Raw genomic sequence first — 14,460 nt, forward strand, 5'->3', positions numbered from 1 at the left:
GGTCCGGACAGACCGAGATAAGACCGGATCAACCGCGTTTCGTCCCCGACCTGCGTCAGGATATTTCACGACGGAACGGCGGCAAGGCATTGAGAATCGCCTTGCCATAACGCTGGGTGACCACCCGCCGATCCAGCAGGGTGATGATGCCGCGGTCCTTCTCGGTACGAAGCAGTCGGCCGCAGGCCTGAATCAGCCGCAACGACGCATCGGGCACGGCGATTTCCATGAACGGGTTGCCGCCTCGCGCTTCGATCCATTCGGCCAGCGCCGCTTCCACCGGGTCATCGGGCACCGCGAACGGGATCTTGGCGATCACCACGTGCTCGCAGTACGCGCCTGGGAGGTCCACACCTTCGGCGAAACTGGCCAAACCGAACAGCACGCTTTCATCGCCGCCATCGACCCGCGCCTTGTGCTTGTTGAGGGTTTCCTGTTTGGACAGGTTGCCCTGAATGAACACCCGCTTGCGCCAGTCACGCTCCAGGCCATCGAAGACTTCCTGCATCTGCTTGCGCGAGGAAAACAGCACCAGCGTGCCTTTGGAGCCTTCTACCAGATCCGGCAACTCGCGAACGATCGCGGCCGTGTGTTCGGCGGCGTTGCGCGGGTCGGCCTTGAGGTCCGGCACCCGCAGGACACCGGCGTCGGCGTGGTGGAACGGGCTTGGCACCACGGCCGTGACCGCATCCCTGGGCAAGCCGGCGCGCATGCGGAAACGGTCGAACTTGCCCAGCGCGGTCAGCGTCGCCGAGGTCACCAACGCGCCGTAAGCCACATTCCACAGGTTGCGCCGCAGCATTTCGGCGGCAAGGATGGGGCTTGCGTTGACCTCGATGTCGAACAGCGAGCCACTGTCGGCCAAGGTCAGCCAACGCGCCATGGGCGGGCTGCTTTCCGGGTCTTCGGCGGTAAAGGCAGTCCACAGCTCCCAGTTGCCGTGGGCCCGGGCCAGCAGGCTGCCAAACAGCGGATACCACTCTTCGGCCTGATGGCTGGCGATGCCGATGTTCACCTCGCCATCCATGCCTTCCTTGAGAAGCTCGGTCAAGCGGGTGAACAGGTCGTCCAGCCGCGCGAAGCCTTTTTTCAGCTCGATGCCCATCTCGCGCATGTGCTCGGGCACCACGCCGCCGATGAAGCGATGGCGCGGGCGCTCGCGGCCTTCCATGTCTTCCCCGGCCTTGAAATCGGCCAGTTGCTCGCAGGCGGTGAACATGAATTGCTGGTGTGTCTTGATCTCGCGGGCCAGCTCCGGCACCTGCTCGATCAGCTTGCCCAGGTCCCCCGGCAGCGGGTGTTGGGCGAGGAGTTTGGTGAGATTCTTGGCGGTCTGTTCCAGCCAGTCAGCGGTGGAGCGCAGGCGGCTGAAATGGGCGAAATGACCGATGGCTTTGTCTGGCAGGTGGTGGCCTTCGTCGAACACATACAGGGTGTCGCGCGGATCCGGCAGCACCGCACCGCCGCCCAGCGCCAGATCCGCCAGGACCATGTCGTGGTTCGTCACGATGACGTCGACTTTTCCCATGCCTTCGCGCGCTTTATAGAAGGCACACTGCTGAAAATTCGGACAATGACGGTTGGTGCACTGGCTGTGATCGGTGGTCAGCCGCGCCCAGTCCTGATCAGCCAGCTCCTGAGGCCAGCTATCGCGATCGCCGTCCCATTTGTTGCCGGCGAGCTTTTCGATCATGGTGGTGAACAGCTTCTGGCTGGCCTCATCGACCTCGATCTTGAAGCCTTCTTCTTCGAAAAGCTGAGCGGTGGCGCTCTGGGCGTTGCCTTCTTGCAGCAGCACGTCGAGCTTGGACAGGCACATGTAGCGCCCGCGCCCCTTCGCCAGCGAGAAGGTGAAACTCAGACCGCTGTTGCGCATGAGGTCAGGCAGGTCCTTGTGGACGATCTGCTCTTGCAGCGCAACGGTCGCAGTGGCAATCACCAGACGCTTGCCCGCCGCCTTGGCCGTGGGAATGGCCGCAATGGCGTACGCCACGGTCTTGCCGGTACCCGTCCCCGCCTCCACCGCCACCACCGCCGGATCGCCCGAACGGCGGCCTTCTTCGTCGGTGTCGATATCCCCCAGCACCTTGGCCACCTCGGCGATCATCAAACGCTGGCCGTAGCGAGGCTTGAGGCTTTTGGCTTCGAGGAAACGCGAATAGGCGCCCTGAATCTGGGATTTGAGTTCGGTACTGATCATGGGCTGGGTCGTAGGCTCGGCGTCACACGTTACAAGTGAAAAAAACGCTGGATAAATTATCAGTGGTTGCAGCGGGCGGCTATCATACCGCGCTAATTCTTTCTGCGCAGATCGGAGTTCTCGATGTCGCTTGTAGCCTTTATCTACGTAGTGCATGTGTTATCGGCGGTTTTATGGGTAGGCGGGATGTTTTTCGCCTGGATGATTCTGGGACCAGCGGTCATCGCTGCCCTTGAGGGGCCAGCCCGGCTAAAGCTGTGGGTTCAGGTGTTTCCACGGTTTTTCGTCTGGGTGTGGTGTGCGGTGATCCTGTTGCCAGTGACGGGCATCGGGATGATTCATATGAATTTCAGCGGTTTTCAGACGGCGCCGCGTTATGTGCAGGTGATGATCGGGTTGTATGTGGTGATGGTGGCGTTGTTTCTGCGGATTTCGACGTTGAACCTGCCACAGTTGCGCAAGGCGGTGGACGCTGAAAAATGGGCGGACGGCGCTGCGGCGCTGGGCGGGATTCGGCGATTGGTGGGGGTGAATCTGCTGGTGGGGATTGCAGTGGTGACCATTGCGGCGGCTCGGCCGGGATTTTAGTTTTTCTGGTGGATTCTGCCATTAGGCAGAATCCAGGACAGTCTCCCATCGTTCAGTCTGTCTCAAACCACCTCAGATCTTACGAATACTCACAGACCCAGCAGGCCCCACTGCCCCGGACTGGCCTTTTTCACCATTCTTTCCGCTCTTGGCGCCATCAGCCCGATACACCAAGCAGCCCTTGGACACCCCGCCCTTGCCACCGCGACCACCCTCACCGCCCAGACCACCGGCGCCGCCTTGCACATTCACCTTCACGCGCTCATCCGCAAACGACTGCGGCAGCTCAAGGCGTACCAACGCACCCGGCGCGCCATCATGGCCATTGCCCCCGTTATCGCCATCAAAGCCACGGCTCGCCGAACCCCAGGTGCAACCCGGGTCCTTGCCGTTGCCGCCGTCCAGGCCGACATAGCCAGGCGAACCCGCACCACCGCGTGCATCGATAGACAACTCGTCAGCGCTCAGCTGCTCAACTCGCAGGTTCAGGCTACGACCCGGCAACGGGCCTTTCTCGAATGTGCCCGGCGCGCCACGAGCGGTGATCTGCGCACCGGTCGCCAGCTCACCTTGCTTGACCTGCAGCTTGAAAGGCTCGGCGCCCGGCACGATGGCGATACGCGACTCGTGGCCCATCACCAGTTGCCCGACCTGCACTTCCGTCAACCCGGCAGGAATCAACAGCGTTGCGTAATCGGCCACCTGCAGACGATCCAGTTGCAGCACGCTGGCATTGCTCGGCAAGCGCATCAGCGAATGCGGCTCCACCGAAATGGTCTGGGCCATCACCAGTGAACTGCCAAGGGCCGAGAGCAGGCCCGCCGTGATCATCAAACCGTTACGCATGCTGAACCTCCGCCTGACGGCGACTGAAAGATTGCAGGTGGAAAATACCGAAAACCAGAATGTGCAAACGGTCACGCCAAGGATGCGAACGCCCCCGCAGGCTGCCGTTGAAGAGAAACAGTTCCATCACATGGATCAGCAGCAACAGGCAGCCGGCCAGTTTGATCAGCATATCGAAGGGGATCGGCAATACCGCTGCCTGGTTGACCAGCACCACGGCCCAGAACCCCAACGTCAAGATTTTCCCCAACCCCCAAAACACCCTCATGACACGCCCCTACTGTTTTTTTTGGCTGTGCTGCAAATGCGAACCTGCGCACAGTGCGGTGACGGGGGTGACTATGCCAGAGGAAGCGCAGATTGCGTGAAGATATCGGCGCACAACAGCGCTAAAGAAAAACCCCGGCGCGAAGGCCGGGGTTTTCAGTGATGCCCGTTACTCAATCAACGATTGATCTTGATCTCGACGCGACGGTTGAGTGCGCGGCCTTCAGCGGTTTTGTTGTCCGCTACAGGACGGCTTTCGCCGTCACCTTCCACCGAGACGAACGCAGTGCGCGAAATACCCGAGCTGACCAGATAATCGGTCACCGAATGCGCACGTTTTTCCGACAGTTTCTGGTTGTAGGCGTCACTGCCCACGCTGTCGGTGTGGCCGCTGACATGCAGTTGCACGTTAGGTGCTTCGGTTTTGAGTTTGGTCGCCACGGCGTCCAGTTGATGTTTGTCAGCTGGGGTCAGGGTGGCCTTGTTGAACTCGAAATGCACGTCACGGATCGTGATGACTTCTTCTTTTGGCAGAACGACAGGAGCCGCTACCGGTTCAGGTGCTGGCGTCACGATCGGGCAACCCGTCGCGTCCACCGGCGTGCCTTTCGGCGTGTTTGGGCACTTGTCGACGCTGTTCAGTACACCATCACCGTCGTCGTCGCCATCTCCGTGGGCGTAGCAATACGCGCCCGCCATCACACCCACTGCAGCACCGAAGCCCGCCGCTACGGAGGCCGACTGGAATGCACCTATCGCCGCACCGCTGAGTGCCCCCCCCGCGGCACACAAAGGCCAGTCGGTCTTTTGCAAGCCGGCACAGCCCGTCAAAACACTGGTAACCAAAATCAGAGGTAACGCTGTCCGAATCATGCTCATACAGTTCTTCTCCTTTGGTATCGGCTAAAACCGACTGAAATGGAGTAAAGACGCCGCCGGGGCCATTTGCCACCCATAAACAGGGGCTTTTATGGCTTTTCGCACTCGGCAGGCAGGTTCTTTTAGGAATAGCCTTTTGCCTTCACTCCGTACGCTTTGTCAGGGGCCGCGATAAAAAAGTTCAGGCACTAGGCCACAAAGATTCGGCAGGCTAACCTTGCTGGCTCAATTGAGGGATTTCGATGACCGACAGTTTTTCCACCCGCACCCCGCAACAGGCCCTCGCCGCGCTGCTCGACCGCTACGCGCCCAAGCGCCTGCTGCTGATTGGCGCCGACAGCTTTCCGGCCCTGCAGGCCTTTCAGCAAGCCCATCCGGGCACCGAACTGGCTCAGGCCGCACCGGGCGCATTGCCCGCTGAACTGGCCGGTCAGCGTTTTGATCTGGCACTGGTGGTCGATTGTCTTGAGCACATGCCCAAACGCGCAGGCCTGGAATTGCTCGGCGGCATTCGCAACCTCAACGCCAGCCGCATCGCCGTGCTGGCCGACATGAACGCCTGCGGCTGGCAGACGACCGACTTTTATTCACTGGCCCTGCAAGCCAGCGAACGCTTCGCCCGGGACGAACAGGTACTGACCCTCTTCACCTACGACCTGCGCGAATACAAACAGGTGCCGGACTGGCTGAACGCAAAGTTCTGGGCCAACCCGGAAAATTTTGGCAAGTATTGGTGGTGAGACCCGCATCATGAGCAGTGCAATTTGTCCCTGTGGCAGCGGCAATCTTCTGGACGGCTGCTGCGGTCGCTATCACGCAGGCAACCCTGCGCCCTGTGCCGAAGCCCTGATGCGTTCGCGCTACAGCGCCTATGTGCTGGGGCTGGTGGATTACTTGATAGACACGACGTTGCCGAGTCAGCAGAGCAGTCTGGATCGTGAATCGATACGCCAGTGGAGTGCGCAAAGCACCTGGCTGGGTCTTGAAGTGGAAGGCGCGGAATTGCTGGGCGGCAAGCCTGAGCACGCGTTCGTTACGTTCACTGCGCGCTGGCACGATGCGGGCGGGGAGCACAGTCATCGCGAGCGCTCGGCCTTTGTGCAGAACAATGGCCGCTGGTACTTCATCGACCCCACCGTACAGCTCAAGGCCGGGCGCAACGATGCCTGCCCTTGCGGCAGTGAGCAGAAGTTCAAGAAATGCTGCTCGGCCTATATGGCCTGAAGGTTCGGCTCCACAACGGTTCGACTACCGGCGGAAAACGCCGCTGGTAGCCGTGCTGCCACAGGGCTTGGTATCAGGCTAGCTTGAGGTGCGAGATATCCGGCAGCAACACCTGCTCTTGCTCTTTCACCTGGCCCATGTCACTGCCCGCAGGCGCCAGGCTCAGGCCTGACAGATCCAGCCGTGGTGCAATCGGCGGGGACTTCGGGTCCTGCACGTCCTCGCCCAGTTCGGAAATCGTGAAGTCCGGCGCCTCGACGTCAACGAAAGCGGCCATGTAGACGTCGCGAGGTTCAAGCTTCGAGGTTTTTTCAGCGGCACGCTTCGGCGTTGCCGGGACCGAGGGGTGCGCGGCCCGGCGCGTCCAGCTCGGCTCATCGGGCGGCGGGGCCAGCTCGACTTCTTCGACTTCCATCGGTTCGGGCGCAGGCTTGGGCGGCGGCTCAGGCGCGGCCTGTACCTGCCCCGACATTTCCACGACTTCGACCTGCGCACCGGCACGCTCGAGGGTCGAGCGGTATTTTTCGGCGCCGGTCTGATCGAGGTTGTTCTTCAACACCAGGCGTCGCCCGGAGAACAACAGCGCGATGCGCTGGGCGTCTGCCTGGAACAGTTTGGCAAGATTGGCCTGAACCCGGTCAAGCTGTGCGCCGGGGACCAATTGGCCGGAAAAAACAATTTCGTACGACTTCATGGGTCATAACTCCTTCGACACAGGGCGTGAGTATGGCGCAGGCTCTGCGGATCAGCGAGTTGCCCGCCAGGGGCGACTTGCTAGACTCAAGCCCGACAGGGAGTGAACCCATGGTGTTTCAGGCAAGCGTTTTCAGAATCATCGGCCTCTTCATGGTGCTGGCCCTATCGGGGTGCTCATCGTTCATGAGCAGCGATGTCCAAGACCCTGAGGTCAAGCTGCTCAAGGTCGACGTGGTCAAGGCCCGCTTACTCAAGCAGGACATGAAGCTGCGCTTTCGCATCGACAACCCCAACGACTCCAACCTCTGGGTACGCGGGTTGCGCTATAAGGTCGTGCTCAACGACATCCTGATCGCCGATGGCGAATACAGCGACTGGTTCATCGTCAAGGCCAATGGCCACAAGAACTTCTCGGTGCCGATCCGCACCAACCTGTGGGAGCACCTCAAGGACGTGACCCGGATGCTTGGCAAACCCGATCAGCCTATTCATTACCGGCTGGAAGGCAAGCTCAAGACCGGATTTTTATTCGGCGACAGCGTGCGTATTGGCCGCGATGGCGACATAATTCCCGGCGATTTGATTCCGGAGTAACCCCATGAGTAACCAACCCCACGTGCACGGCCCTGACTGCAACCACGATCACGACCACCACGACCATCATCATGACCACGGCCACGTGCATGGCCCGCACTGCAACCACGAACCCCAGGAGCCGGTGCGCAATGCGCTCAAGGACGTGGGTCGCAACGATCCTTGCCCATGTGGCAGCGACAAAAAATTCAAGAAGTGCCACGGCGCCTGATTAACGGCAGACACTGATTCCTGTGGGAGCGAATTCGTTCGCCAAAGGCCGGTACTGGCGACATCCCTGCGTCGCCTGACCGATTTTTCGCGAATGAATTCGCTTACACAGTGCTTTTGATATCTCTCCCCGAAAAATCCTGAAATAAACTCCTGCCCCCCGCTTGCGTGGCGCCTGCCTGCTCTCTAACGTAGCGCGTTTCCAACGCCTACCCCCGCAGGAGCTCACCATGGCCTCGCCAGCCCTCTCATCCGTGAAGACGCGACTCAGCACTGCTGCAGCCATGTTGGGGCTGTTGAGCCTCGCCGGCTGCCAACTGGGCGGCGAAGACCGTGACAACCTGCCTCCCACCAGCGGCGTCTACGCCATCAAGGGCCTGGCGCAGAACGTGTCCGTGCGCCGCAACAACCTGGGCATGCCGCTGATCGAGAGCAACACCTTTCACGACGCGCTGTTCACACTCGGTTACGTTCACGCCAGCGACCGCATCTCGCAGATGGTGCAGATGCGCCTGTTAGCGCAGGGCCGTCTGTCGGAAATCGCAGGGCCTGGGGCGCTGGATCTGGACCGCATGATGCGCGCCGCCAACCTCAAACAGACAGCCAGCGACCTGTACACCGCCTCTTCGCCGCGCCTGAAACGCTTCTTCGAGGTGTACGCGCGCGGGGTCAACGCCTATCTGTTCCGCTACCGCGACAAACTGCCGTCAGACCTTGCCGATGCGGGCTACAAGCCTGAGTACTGGAGGCCGGAAGACTCCGCGCTGATCTTCAGCCTGCTGAACTTCAGCCTCTCGGTGAACCTGCAAGAAGAAATCTCATCGCTGGTGCTGGCGCAGAAAGTCGGCGCCGACAAGCTCGCCTGGCTGCTGCCAACCTACCCCGACGAAGCGCTGCCGTTCGCCGAAGCCGACAAGCTCAAGGGCCTGAACCTGGGCAGTCAGATGCCCGGCCTGAGCGATCTGGACAAGGCCGCCCTGCAGCTGTCCGACCTCAACTTGGTGGGGCTTTCGGCGTCCAACAACTGGGTGATCTCGCCGCAACGCGCCCGCGCTGGCAAGAGCCTGCTGGCCACCGACAGCCAGTTGCCTGCCACCCTGCCGTCGATGTGGAATTTCGTGCAGATTCGCGCACCGAAATATCAAGCCGCGGGCGCGACCGTGGCCGGTCTGCCACTGGTGCTGTCGGGCTTCAACGGCAAGCTGGCGTGGGGCATGGGCCCGGCCATGGGTGACAACCAGGACCTGTTCCTGGAAAAACTCAAGCGTGAAGGCAATCGCCTGATGGTCATGGCCGACGGCAAATGGGTGGCCGCTGGCGCCCACGAAGAAACCTATTTCATCAAGGGCCAGAGCCCGGTTCGCGAAGCTGCCTTCGAAACACGCCACGGCCCGCTGCTCAATGGCAGCTCGGCTCAATTGGCTGCCGGGCTGGGCATCGCCCTGCAAACCCCGAACGCCAAGGACGATAAATCCCTGGACGCGCTGTTCGACCTGACCCGCGCGCAGAACGTCGAACGCGCCTTCGACACCACGCGGGAAATTCGTGCGATCAGCCTGAACATGGTCTTCGCCGACGCCTCCAACACCGGCTGGCAAGTCACCGGCCGCTACCCGAACCGTCGCGAAGGTCAGGGCCTGATTCCGTCGCCGGGCTGGGAAGGTCGCTACGACTGGGACGGCTACGCCGACGCGATGCTGCACCCGTACGATCAGGACCCGCAGCAGGGCTGGATCGGCACCGCCAACCAACGCACCGTGCCGAAAGGCTATGGCATGCAGCTGTCCAACTCATGGGATTACCCGGAGCGTGCCGAGCGCATCGCCGAGCTGGCCAACAGCGGCAAGCAGGACACCCGCAGCACGATTTCGATGCAGTACGACCAGACCACCACCTTCGCCGCCAAGCTGAAGAAGATGTTCGAAGCGCCGGGAATGGCCAGGCCCCTTAAGCAGGCCATCGACGCTTTGCCACCTGTGGATCGTGACAAGGCCCGTGAAGCGTTGAGCCGCCTGATGGCGTTCGATGGTCGTCTGTCGCCGGTGTCGAGCGACGCGGCGATTTACGAAATGTTCCTGCAAGAAAGCACCAAGCAGACGTTCCTCGACGAACTGGGCCCGGAAAGCAGCCCGGCTTGGAAAGCGCTGGTACAAAGCGCCGACCTTTCCTACTCGCCACAGGCCGATCACCTGCTGGGGCGTGAGGACAGCCCATACTGGGATGACGTAAAAACCCCACAGAAAGAAGACAAACCAACGATCCTGGCGCGCAGCCTGGCTGCCGCGATCACTGCAGGCGAAAGCCAACTGGGCGGCGATCACAAGGCCTGGCAGTGGGGCAAGTTGCACCTGTACACGTGGACGTCCCAGAGCGCTCAGTTGACGGCGGCCCTGGGCGGCAGCAAAGCCAGTGTGATCAAAGGGCCGATGGCGGCAGGTGGCGATCACACGACGCTGAACGCCTCGGGCTTCCATTGGGGGCAGGATTTTGAGGCGGCGGTGATCCCGGCGATGCGCATGATCGTCGACTTCGCTCAGCAGGAACCGATGATGGCGCAGAGTGCTGCCGGGCAGTCGGGCAACGCCGCCAGTCCACATTTTGTCGACGGGATCGATCCCTGGGTGAAGGGCTTGTACATGTCGGTGCCGATGCAGCCGGTAAATTTTGAGCGGGTGTACGGCAAGCAGCGGTTGACGCTGACACCGGGCAAGTAACGTCGGCTGACTCGATCCCTGACGCACCGCAGGTCAATCCTGTGGGAGCGAATTCATTCGCGAGATGTCTGTACACACGATATTGATTTGTCGGATGTACTGCCCCATCGCGAATGAATTCGCTCCCACAAGTTCAGACCGTTGATAGCGCTTGCTGCTTAAAACAAACCGAACTTCCCACAATCCTCACCGCTCTACCTGACAAGCCCTCCACCCCGGCCAACCTCATGGACCTTGTCATCGCCCGCCCCGAAGGCCTGTACTGCCCGCCGGGGGATTTCTATATCGACCCTTGGCGTCCGGTCGAACGCTCGGTTATCACCCACGGCCACGGCGATCACGCCCGCACCGGCAATCAACACTATCTGGCGGCCGCCCCCGGCGAAGGCATCCTGCGCTCGCGGCTGGGCCAGGACATCAACCTGCAAACCCTGCAATACGGCGAATCCATCACCCACCACGGCGTCAAACTCAGTCTGCATCCCGCGGGGCACGTGCTGGGCTCCGCTCAGGTCAGGCTCGAATACAAAGGCGAAATCTGGGTCGCGTCCGGCGATTACAAAGTCGAGCCCGACGGCACCTGCGAACCTTTCGAACCCGTGCGCTGCCACACCTTCATTACTGAATCCACCTTCGGCCTGCCGATCTACCGTTGGCAGCCGCAATCGGAAATCTTCACCGGCATCAACGACTGGTGGCGGGCCAACGCTGCGGTAGGCAAAGCCAGCGTGCTATTCGCCTACTCGTTCGGCAAAGCGCAACGAATCCTCCATGGCATCGACCCCGACATCGGCCCGATTCTGGTCCACGGCGCCGTTGAGCCGCTGAACCGGGTCTATCGCGAAGCCGGCGTGCGCATACCCGAAACCTACTACGCAGGGGATTTCAAAAAGACCGACCCTGCCCTGCGCCAGGCCTTGATCGTCGCGCCGCCTTCGGCAGGCGGAAGCACCTGGATGCGCCGCTTCGGCGATTTCAGTGATGCCTTCGCCAGTGGCTGGATGATGCTGCGCGGCACCCGTCGGCGGCGCGGCGTGGATCGCGGTTTCGCCCTGTCCGATCACGCCGACTGGCCGGGTCTGCTGTGGGCCATCGAAAACACTGGGGCCGAACGAGTGATGGTCACCCACGGCTCGGTGGCGGTCCTGGTGCGCTACCTGCGGGAGTTGGGCCTCGACGCTCAGGGCTTCACCACCGAATACGGCGATGAGGAAGACGACGCCCCCAAGGCTGAACCGCAGACACAAGAGGCGTCGTCATGAAAGCTTTTGCCGAACTCTATGGCCTGCTGGACGCCACTACCTCAAGCAACGCCAAGCTCGCCGCGATGCAGCATTACTTCGCCCACGCCGCGCCGGAAGATGCTGCATGGGCGGTGTATTTCCTCTCGGGCGGTCGGCCTCGGCAGTTGGTGCCCACGCGCTTGCTTCGCGAGCAGGCGATGCGGCTGTCCGGCCTGCCCGAATGGTTGTTCGAGGAGAGCTACCAGGCGGTGGGCGACCTGGCCGAGACCCTGTCCTTGCTGCTGCCGCAAGCCGAGCACAGCTCCGACGAAGGCCTGGCGAGCTGGATGGAAAACAAGCTGCTGCCTTTGCGCAGCCTGCCCCCTGAAGAATTGCTCGAACGCCTGCCGACCTTCTGGGCGCAGCTGGACCGACAGAGCCTGATGGTCTGTCTGAAACTGATCACCGGCAGTTTTCGGGTTGGCGTTTCGAAGCTATTGGTCACCCGCGCCCTCGCCGCCCTGGCTGATATCGACAGCAAACGCGTGGCGCAGCGGCTGGTGGGTTACACCGATCTGTCCCATCGGCCGAGCGCCGAGGGCTATCTGAAGCTGATCGCTGAAGAGTCCGAGGATGAGCATGCTCAACGCGGCGGCCAGCCTTATCCCTTCTTTCTCGCCCACGCCCTGCAGCAGCCGGTGGATCAATTCGACGCGCTGCTCGGCCCGCCCGAAAACTGGCAGGTGGAATGGAAGTGGGACGGGATTCGCGCGCAAGTGGTCAAGCGTGAAGGGCGGCTGTGGGTCTGGTCCCGGGGCGAAGAATTGGTCACCGACCGTTTCCCGGAGCTGCACAGTCTTACTCAAAGCCTGCCCGACGGCACGGTGATCGATGGCGAGATTGTCGTGTGGAAAGCGCCTACGCCTTCGGCGCAAACAGGCGACACCTTCGAGCTGAGCACGCCTGCGCCGGGTACTCCGGACGAATCAACGCCGTCCGTTCAGCCGTTTGCCTTGCTGCAACAACGCATTGGCCGCAAGACGCTCGGCAAGAAAATCCTTGAAGACGTACCGGTTGTGATCCTCGCCTACGACCTGCTGGAATGGCAGGGCCACGACTGGCGCAACCGGCCGCAACACCAACGGCGCACGCAACTGGAGCACGTCGTTGCCGACGCTCAGAGCCCCGTGCTGATGGCCTCCCCTGTTCTGAACGGCAAGGACTGGCTCGATCTGGGGCAACAGCGCGAAGCGTCTCGCAGCCTGGGCGTTGAGGGCATGATGCTCAAGGCGCGGGATGCCATGTACGGCGTGGGCCGCACCAAGGACATGGGCGTGTGGTGGAAGTGGAAGATCGACCCGTTCAGCGTCGATGCCGTTTTGATCTACGCCCAGCGCGGGCATGGCCGTCGCGCCAGCCTGTACAGCGACTACACCTTTGCCGTGTGGGACGGCCCGCAGACGTCCAGCGAACGTACGCTGGTGCCCTTCGCCAAGGCGTATTCGGGACTGACCGACGATGAAATGCGCAAGGTCGATGCAATCATTCGCAAGACCACCGTCGAGAAATTCGGGCCGGTGAGAAGTGTTACCCCAACGCTGGTCTTTGAGCTGGGGTTTGAGGGCATTGCGCTGTCCAAACGGCATAAAAGCGGGATTGCCGTGCGCTTCCCCCGAATGCTCAGGTGGCGCCAGGACAAGCCTGTGGCCGAAGCCGACAACCTGGCGACGTTACAGGATCTGCTGGCCTGAGCACCAAGTTGGTGCTCATCGAACGAGCAGCGTCATACTCAATGCCTCAAACCCGAGCACGGTTATTTGAAACGCCGAAAACCTGTGGAAGCGAGCTTGCTCACGAAAGGGCTATGCCAGTCGCCGTCAATGTCACTGTGATGCCGAATTCGTGAGCAAGCTCACTCCCCACACATTCAGGCGTGCTACCAATCACTCCACCCCGGCCTCATGTAACCGAATTTTTACGCGCCCTTTTGGGTCGATTCGGCTACTCTCCCCCTGCTCCGGCGCCCTGAAAAAAGACAAGAGATGGCTCAAAGTCATCATTGCGACAACTCCGTACATTTAAAACGCACGTTCGTCTCTTTGGTTCGGAAATTGCTATCTTTTTGCGGTCTGGCACCTGCCGGTAGCAAGCCTTCGCGTGTTCCCAACGCTCAATTTGGTTTTAAGGACTGAACGATGAAAAAAGCATGGCTGACCCTTTCCGCACTCGCCATCTGTCTGGCCGCTGGCAACGCAATGGCCAAGGAGTACAAGGAACTGCGTTTCGGCGTCGATCCTTCCTACGCTCCGTTCGAATCGAAAGCCGCTGACGGCAGCCTGGTAGGCTTCGACATCGACCTGGGCAACGCGATCTGTGCAGAACTGAAGGTCAAGTGCAAATGGGTCGAAAGCGATTTCGACGGCATGATCCCTGGCCTCAAAGCCAACAAGTTCGACGGCGTGATCTCCTCGATGACCGTGACCGAAGCGCGCGAGAAGGTCATCGACTTCTCCAGCGAACTGTTCTCCGGCCCAACCTCGCTGGTTTTCAAAAAGGGTTCCGGCCTGTCGGCTGACACCGCTTCCCTCAAAGGCAAGACCGTGGGCTACGAGCAAGGCACCATCCAGGAAGCCTATGCCAAGGCCGTTCTGGACAAGGCTGGCGTGAAAACCCAGGCCTACGCCAACCAGGACCAGGTTTACGCAGACCTGGTGTCCGGTCGTCTGGACGCTTCGGTGCAAGACATGCTGCAAGCCGAACTGGGCTTCCTGAAGTCGCCACAAGGCGCCGACTACGAAGTCAGCCAGCCAATCGACAACCCACTGCTGCCAGCCAAAACCGCAGTCGGCATCTCGAAAGGTAACAAAGAGCTGAAAGCGCTTTTGGACAAAGGTATCAAAGCGTTACACGATGACGGCAAGTACGCCGAGATCCAGAAGAAGCACTTCGGCGATCTGAATCTGTACAGCGGTAAGTAAGAAAACAAACGCCTGTCGTGCTCAGAGGGTCATCCGAATCC

The 14,460-nt window shown here is 60.9% G+C and carries 14 protein-coding genes; 9 read left to right on the forward strand and 5 right to left on the reverse strand.

The window, feature by feature from the left end; translation table 11 throughout:
• Positions 1 to 55: 55 nt before the first annotated feature.
• Complete coding sequence (gene dinG / locus AC07V9_RS01220; protein ID WP_495013872.1) at positions 56 to 2,200, reverse strand: ATP-dependent DNA helicase DinG; 2,145 nt, start codon at positions 2,198 to 2,200, stop codon at positions 56 to 58.
• 123 nt (positions 2,201 to 2,323) lie between these two features.
• Here dinG and AC07V9_RS01225 point away from each other — a divergent pair, with 123 nt between their 5' ends.
• On the forward strand, positions 2,324 to 2,788 hold the full coding sequence (locus AC07V9_RS01225) for a DUF2269 family protein (protein ID WP_495013873.1): 465 nt from the start codon (positions 2,324 to 2,326) through the stop codon (positions 2,786 to 2,788).
• Between the two features lie 72 nt (positions 2,789 to 2,860).
• On the opposite strand, the gene AC07V9_RS01230 is transcribed toward AC07V9_RS01225, so the two are convergent.
• From AC07V9_RS01230 to AC07V9_RS01240, 3 genes are all read right to left on the reverse strand, one after another.
• A complete protein-coding gene (locus tag AC07V9_RS01230; protein ID WP_495013874.1) occupies positions 2,861 to 3,634 on the reverse strand; it encodes a collagen-like protein in 774 nt (257 codons plus the stop codon).
• Positions 3,627 to 3,902 (reverse strand): DUF1145 domain-containing protein, encoded by a 276-nt coding sequence (locus tag AC07V9_RS01235; RefSeq protein ID WP_495013875.1) that lies wholly within the window; start codon positions 3,900 to 3,902, stop codon positions 3,627 to 3,629. Before AC07V9_RS01235 ends, AC07V9_RS01230 begins: the two co-directional genes overlap by 8 nt.
• A 176-nt stretch (positions 3,903 to 4,078) precedes the next feature.
• On the reverse strand, positions 4,079 to 4,780 hold the full coding sequence (locus tag AC07V9_RS01240) for a PA1041 family peptidoglycan-binding anchor lipoprotein (protein WP_495013876.1): 702 nt from the start codon (positions 4,778 to 4,780) through the stop codon (positions 4,079 to 4,081).
• 242 nt (positions 4,781 to 5,022) lie between these two features.
• Here AC07V9_RS01240 and AC07V9_RS01245 point away from each other — a divergent pair, with 242 nt between their 5' ends.
• Both AC07V9_RS01245 and AC07V9_RS01250 read left to right on the forward strand, forming a co-directional pair.
• Positions 5,023 to 5,520, forward strand: a complete 498-nt coding sequence (locus AC07V9_RS01245; RefSeq protein ID WP_495013877.1) for a DUF6231 family protein — start codon at positions 5,023 to 5,025, stop codon at positions 5,518 to 5,520.
• 10 nt (positions 5,521 to 5,530) lie between these two features.
• On the forward strand, positions 5,531 to 6,004 hold the full coding sequence (locus AC07V9_RS01250; protein ID WP_495013878.1) for a YchJ family protein: 474 nt from the start codon (positions 5,531 to 5,533) through the stop codon (positions 6,002 to 6,004).
• 73 nt (positions 6,005 to 6,077) lie between these two features.
• Here AC07V9_RS01250 and AC07V9_RS01255 read toward each other — a convergent pair whose 3' ends face one another.
• Entirely contained in the window at positions 6,078 to 6,698 is a 621-nt protein-coding gene (locus AC07V9_RS01255; protein WP_495013879.1) for a hypothetical protein, read from the reverse strand.
• 110 nt (positions 6,699 to 6,808) lie between these two features.
• Between AC07V9_RS01255 and AC07V9_RS01260 the strand changes: the two genes are divergently transcribed.
• The 6 genes from AC07V9_RS01260 to AC07V9_RS01285 all read left to right on the forward strand — a co-directional run bounded on the left by AC07V9_RS01260 (position 6,809) and on the right by AC07V9_RS01285 (position 14,419).
• On the forward strand, positions 6,809 to 7,294 hold the full coding sequence (locus AC07V9_RS01260; RefSeq protein ID WP_495013880.1) for an LEA/WHy family protein: 486 nt from the start codon (positions 6,809 to 6,811) through the stop codon (positions 7,292 to 7,294).
• Positions 7,295 to 7,298: 4 nt separating this feature from the next.
• A complete protein-coding gene (locus tag AC07V9_RS01265) occupies positions 7,299 to 7,505 on the forward strand; it encodes an SEC-C metal-binding domain-containing protein (protein ID WP_495013881.1) in 207 nt (68 codons plus the stop codon).
• A 229-nt stretch (positions 7,506 to 7,734) separates the two neighbouring features.
• Complete coding sequence (locus AC07V9_RS01270) at positions 7,735 to 10,218, forward strand: penicillin acylase family protein (protein WP_495013882.1); 2,484 nt, start codon at positions 7,735 to 7,737, stop codon at positions 10,216 to 10,218.
• Positions 10,219 to 10,445: 227 nt separating this feature from the next.
• Positions 10,446 to 11,480 (forward strand): ligase-associated DNA damage response exonuclease, encoded by a 1,035-nt coding sequence (locus tag AC07V9_RS01275; RefSeq protein WP_495013883.1) that lies wholly within the window; start codon positions 10,446 to 10,448, stop codon positions 11,478 to 11,480.
• A complete protein-coding gene (locus AC07V9_RS01280) occupies positions 11,477 to 13,192 on the forward strand; it encodes an ATP-dependent DNA ligase (RefSeq protein ID WP_495013884.1) in 1,716 nt (571 codons plus the stop codon). The genes AC07V9_RS01275 and AC07V9_RS01280 overlap by 4 nt, the downstream gene beginning before the upstream one ends.
• A 444-nt stretch (positions 13,193 to 13,636) precedes the next feature.
• Positions 13,637 to 14,419 (forward strand): transporter substrate-binding domain-containing protein, encoded by a 783-nt coding sequence (locus AC07V9_RS01285; RefSeq protein WP_495013885.1) that lies wholly within the window; start codon positions 13,637 to 13,639, stop codon positions 14,417 to 14,419.
• Positions 14,420 to 14,460: the final 41 nt, after the last annotated feature.

The organism is Pseudomonas sp. GW821-FHT02A11 (assembly GCF_059421985.1).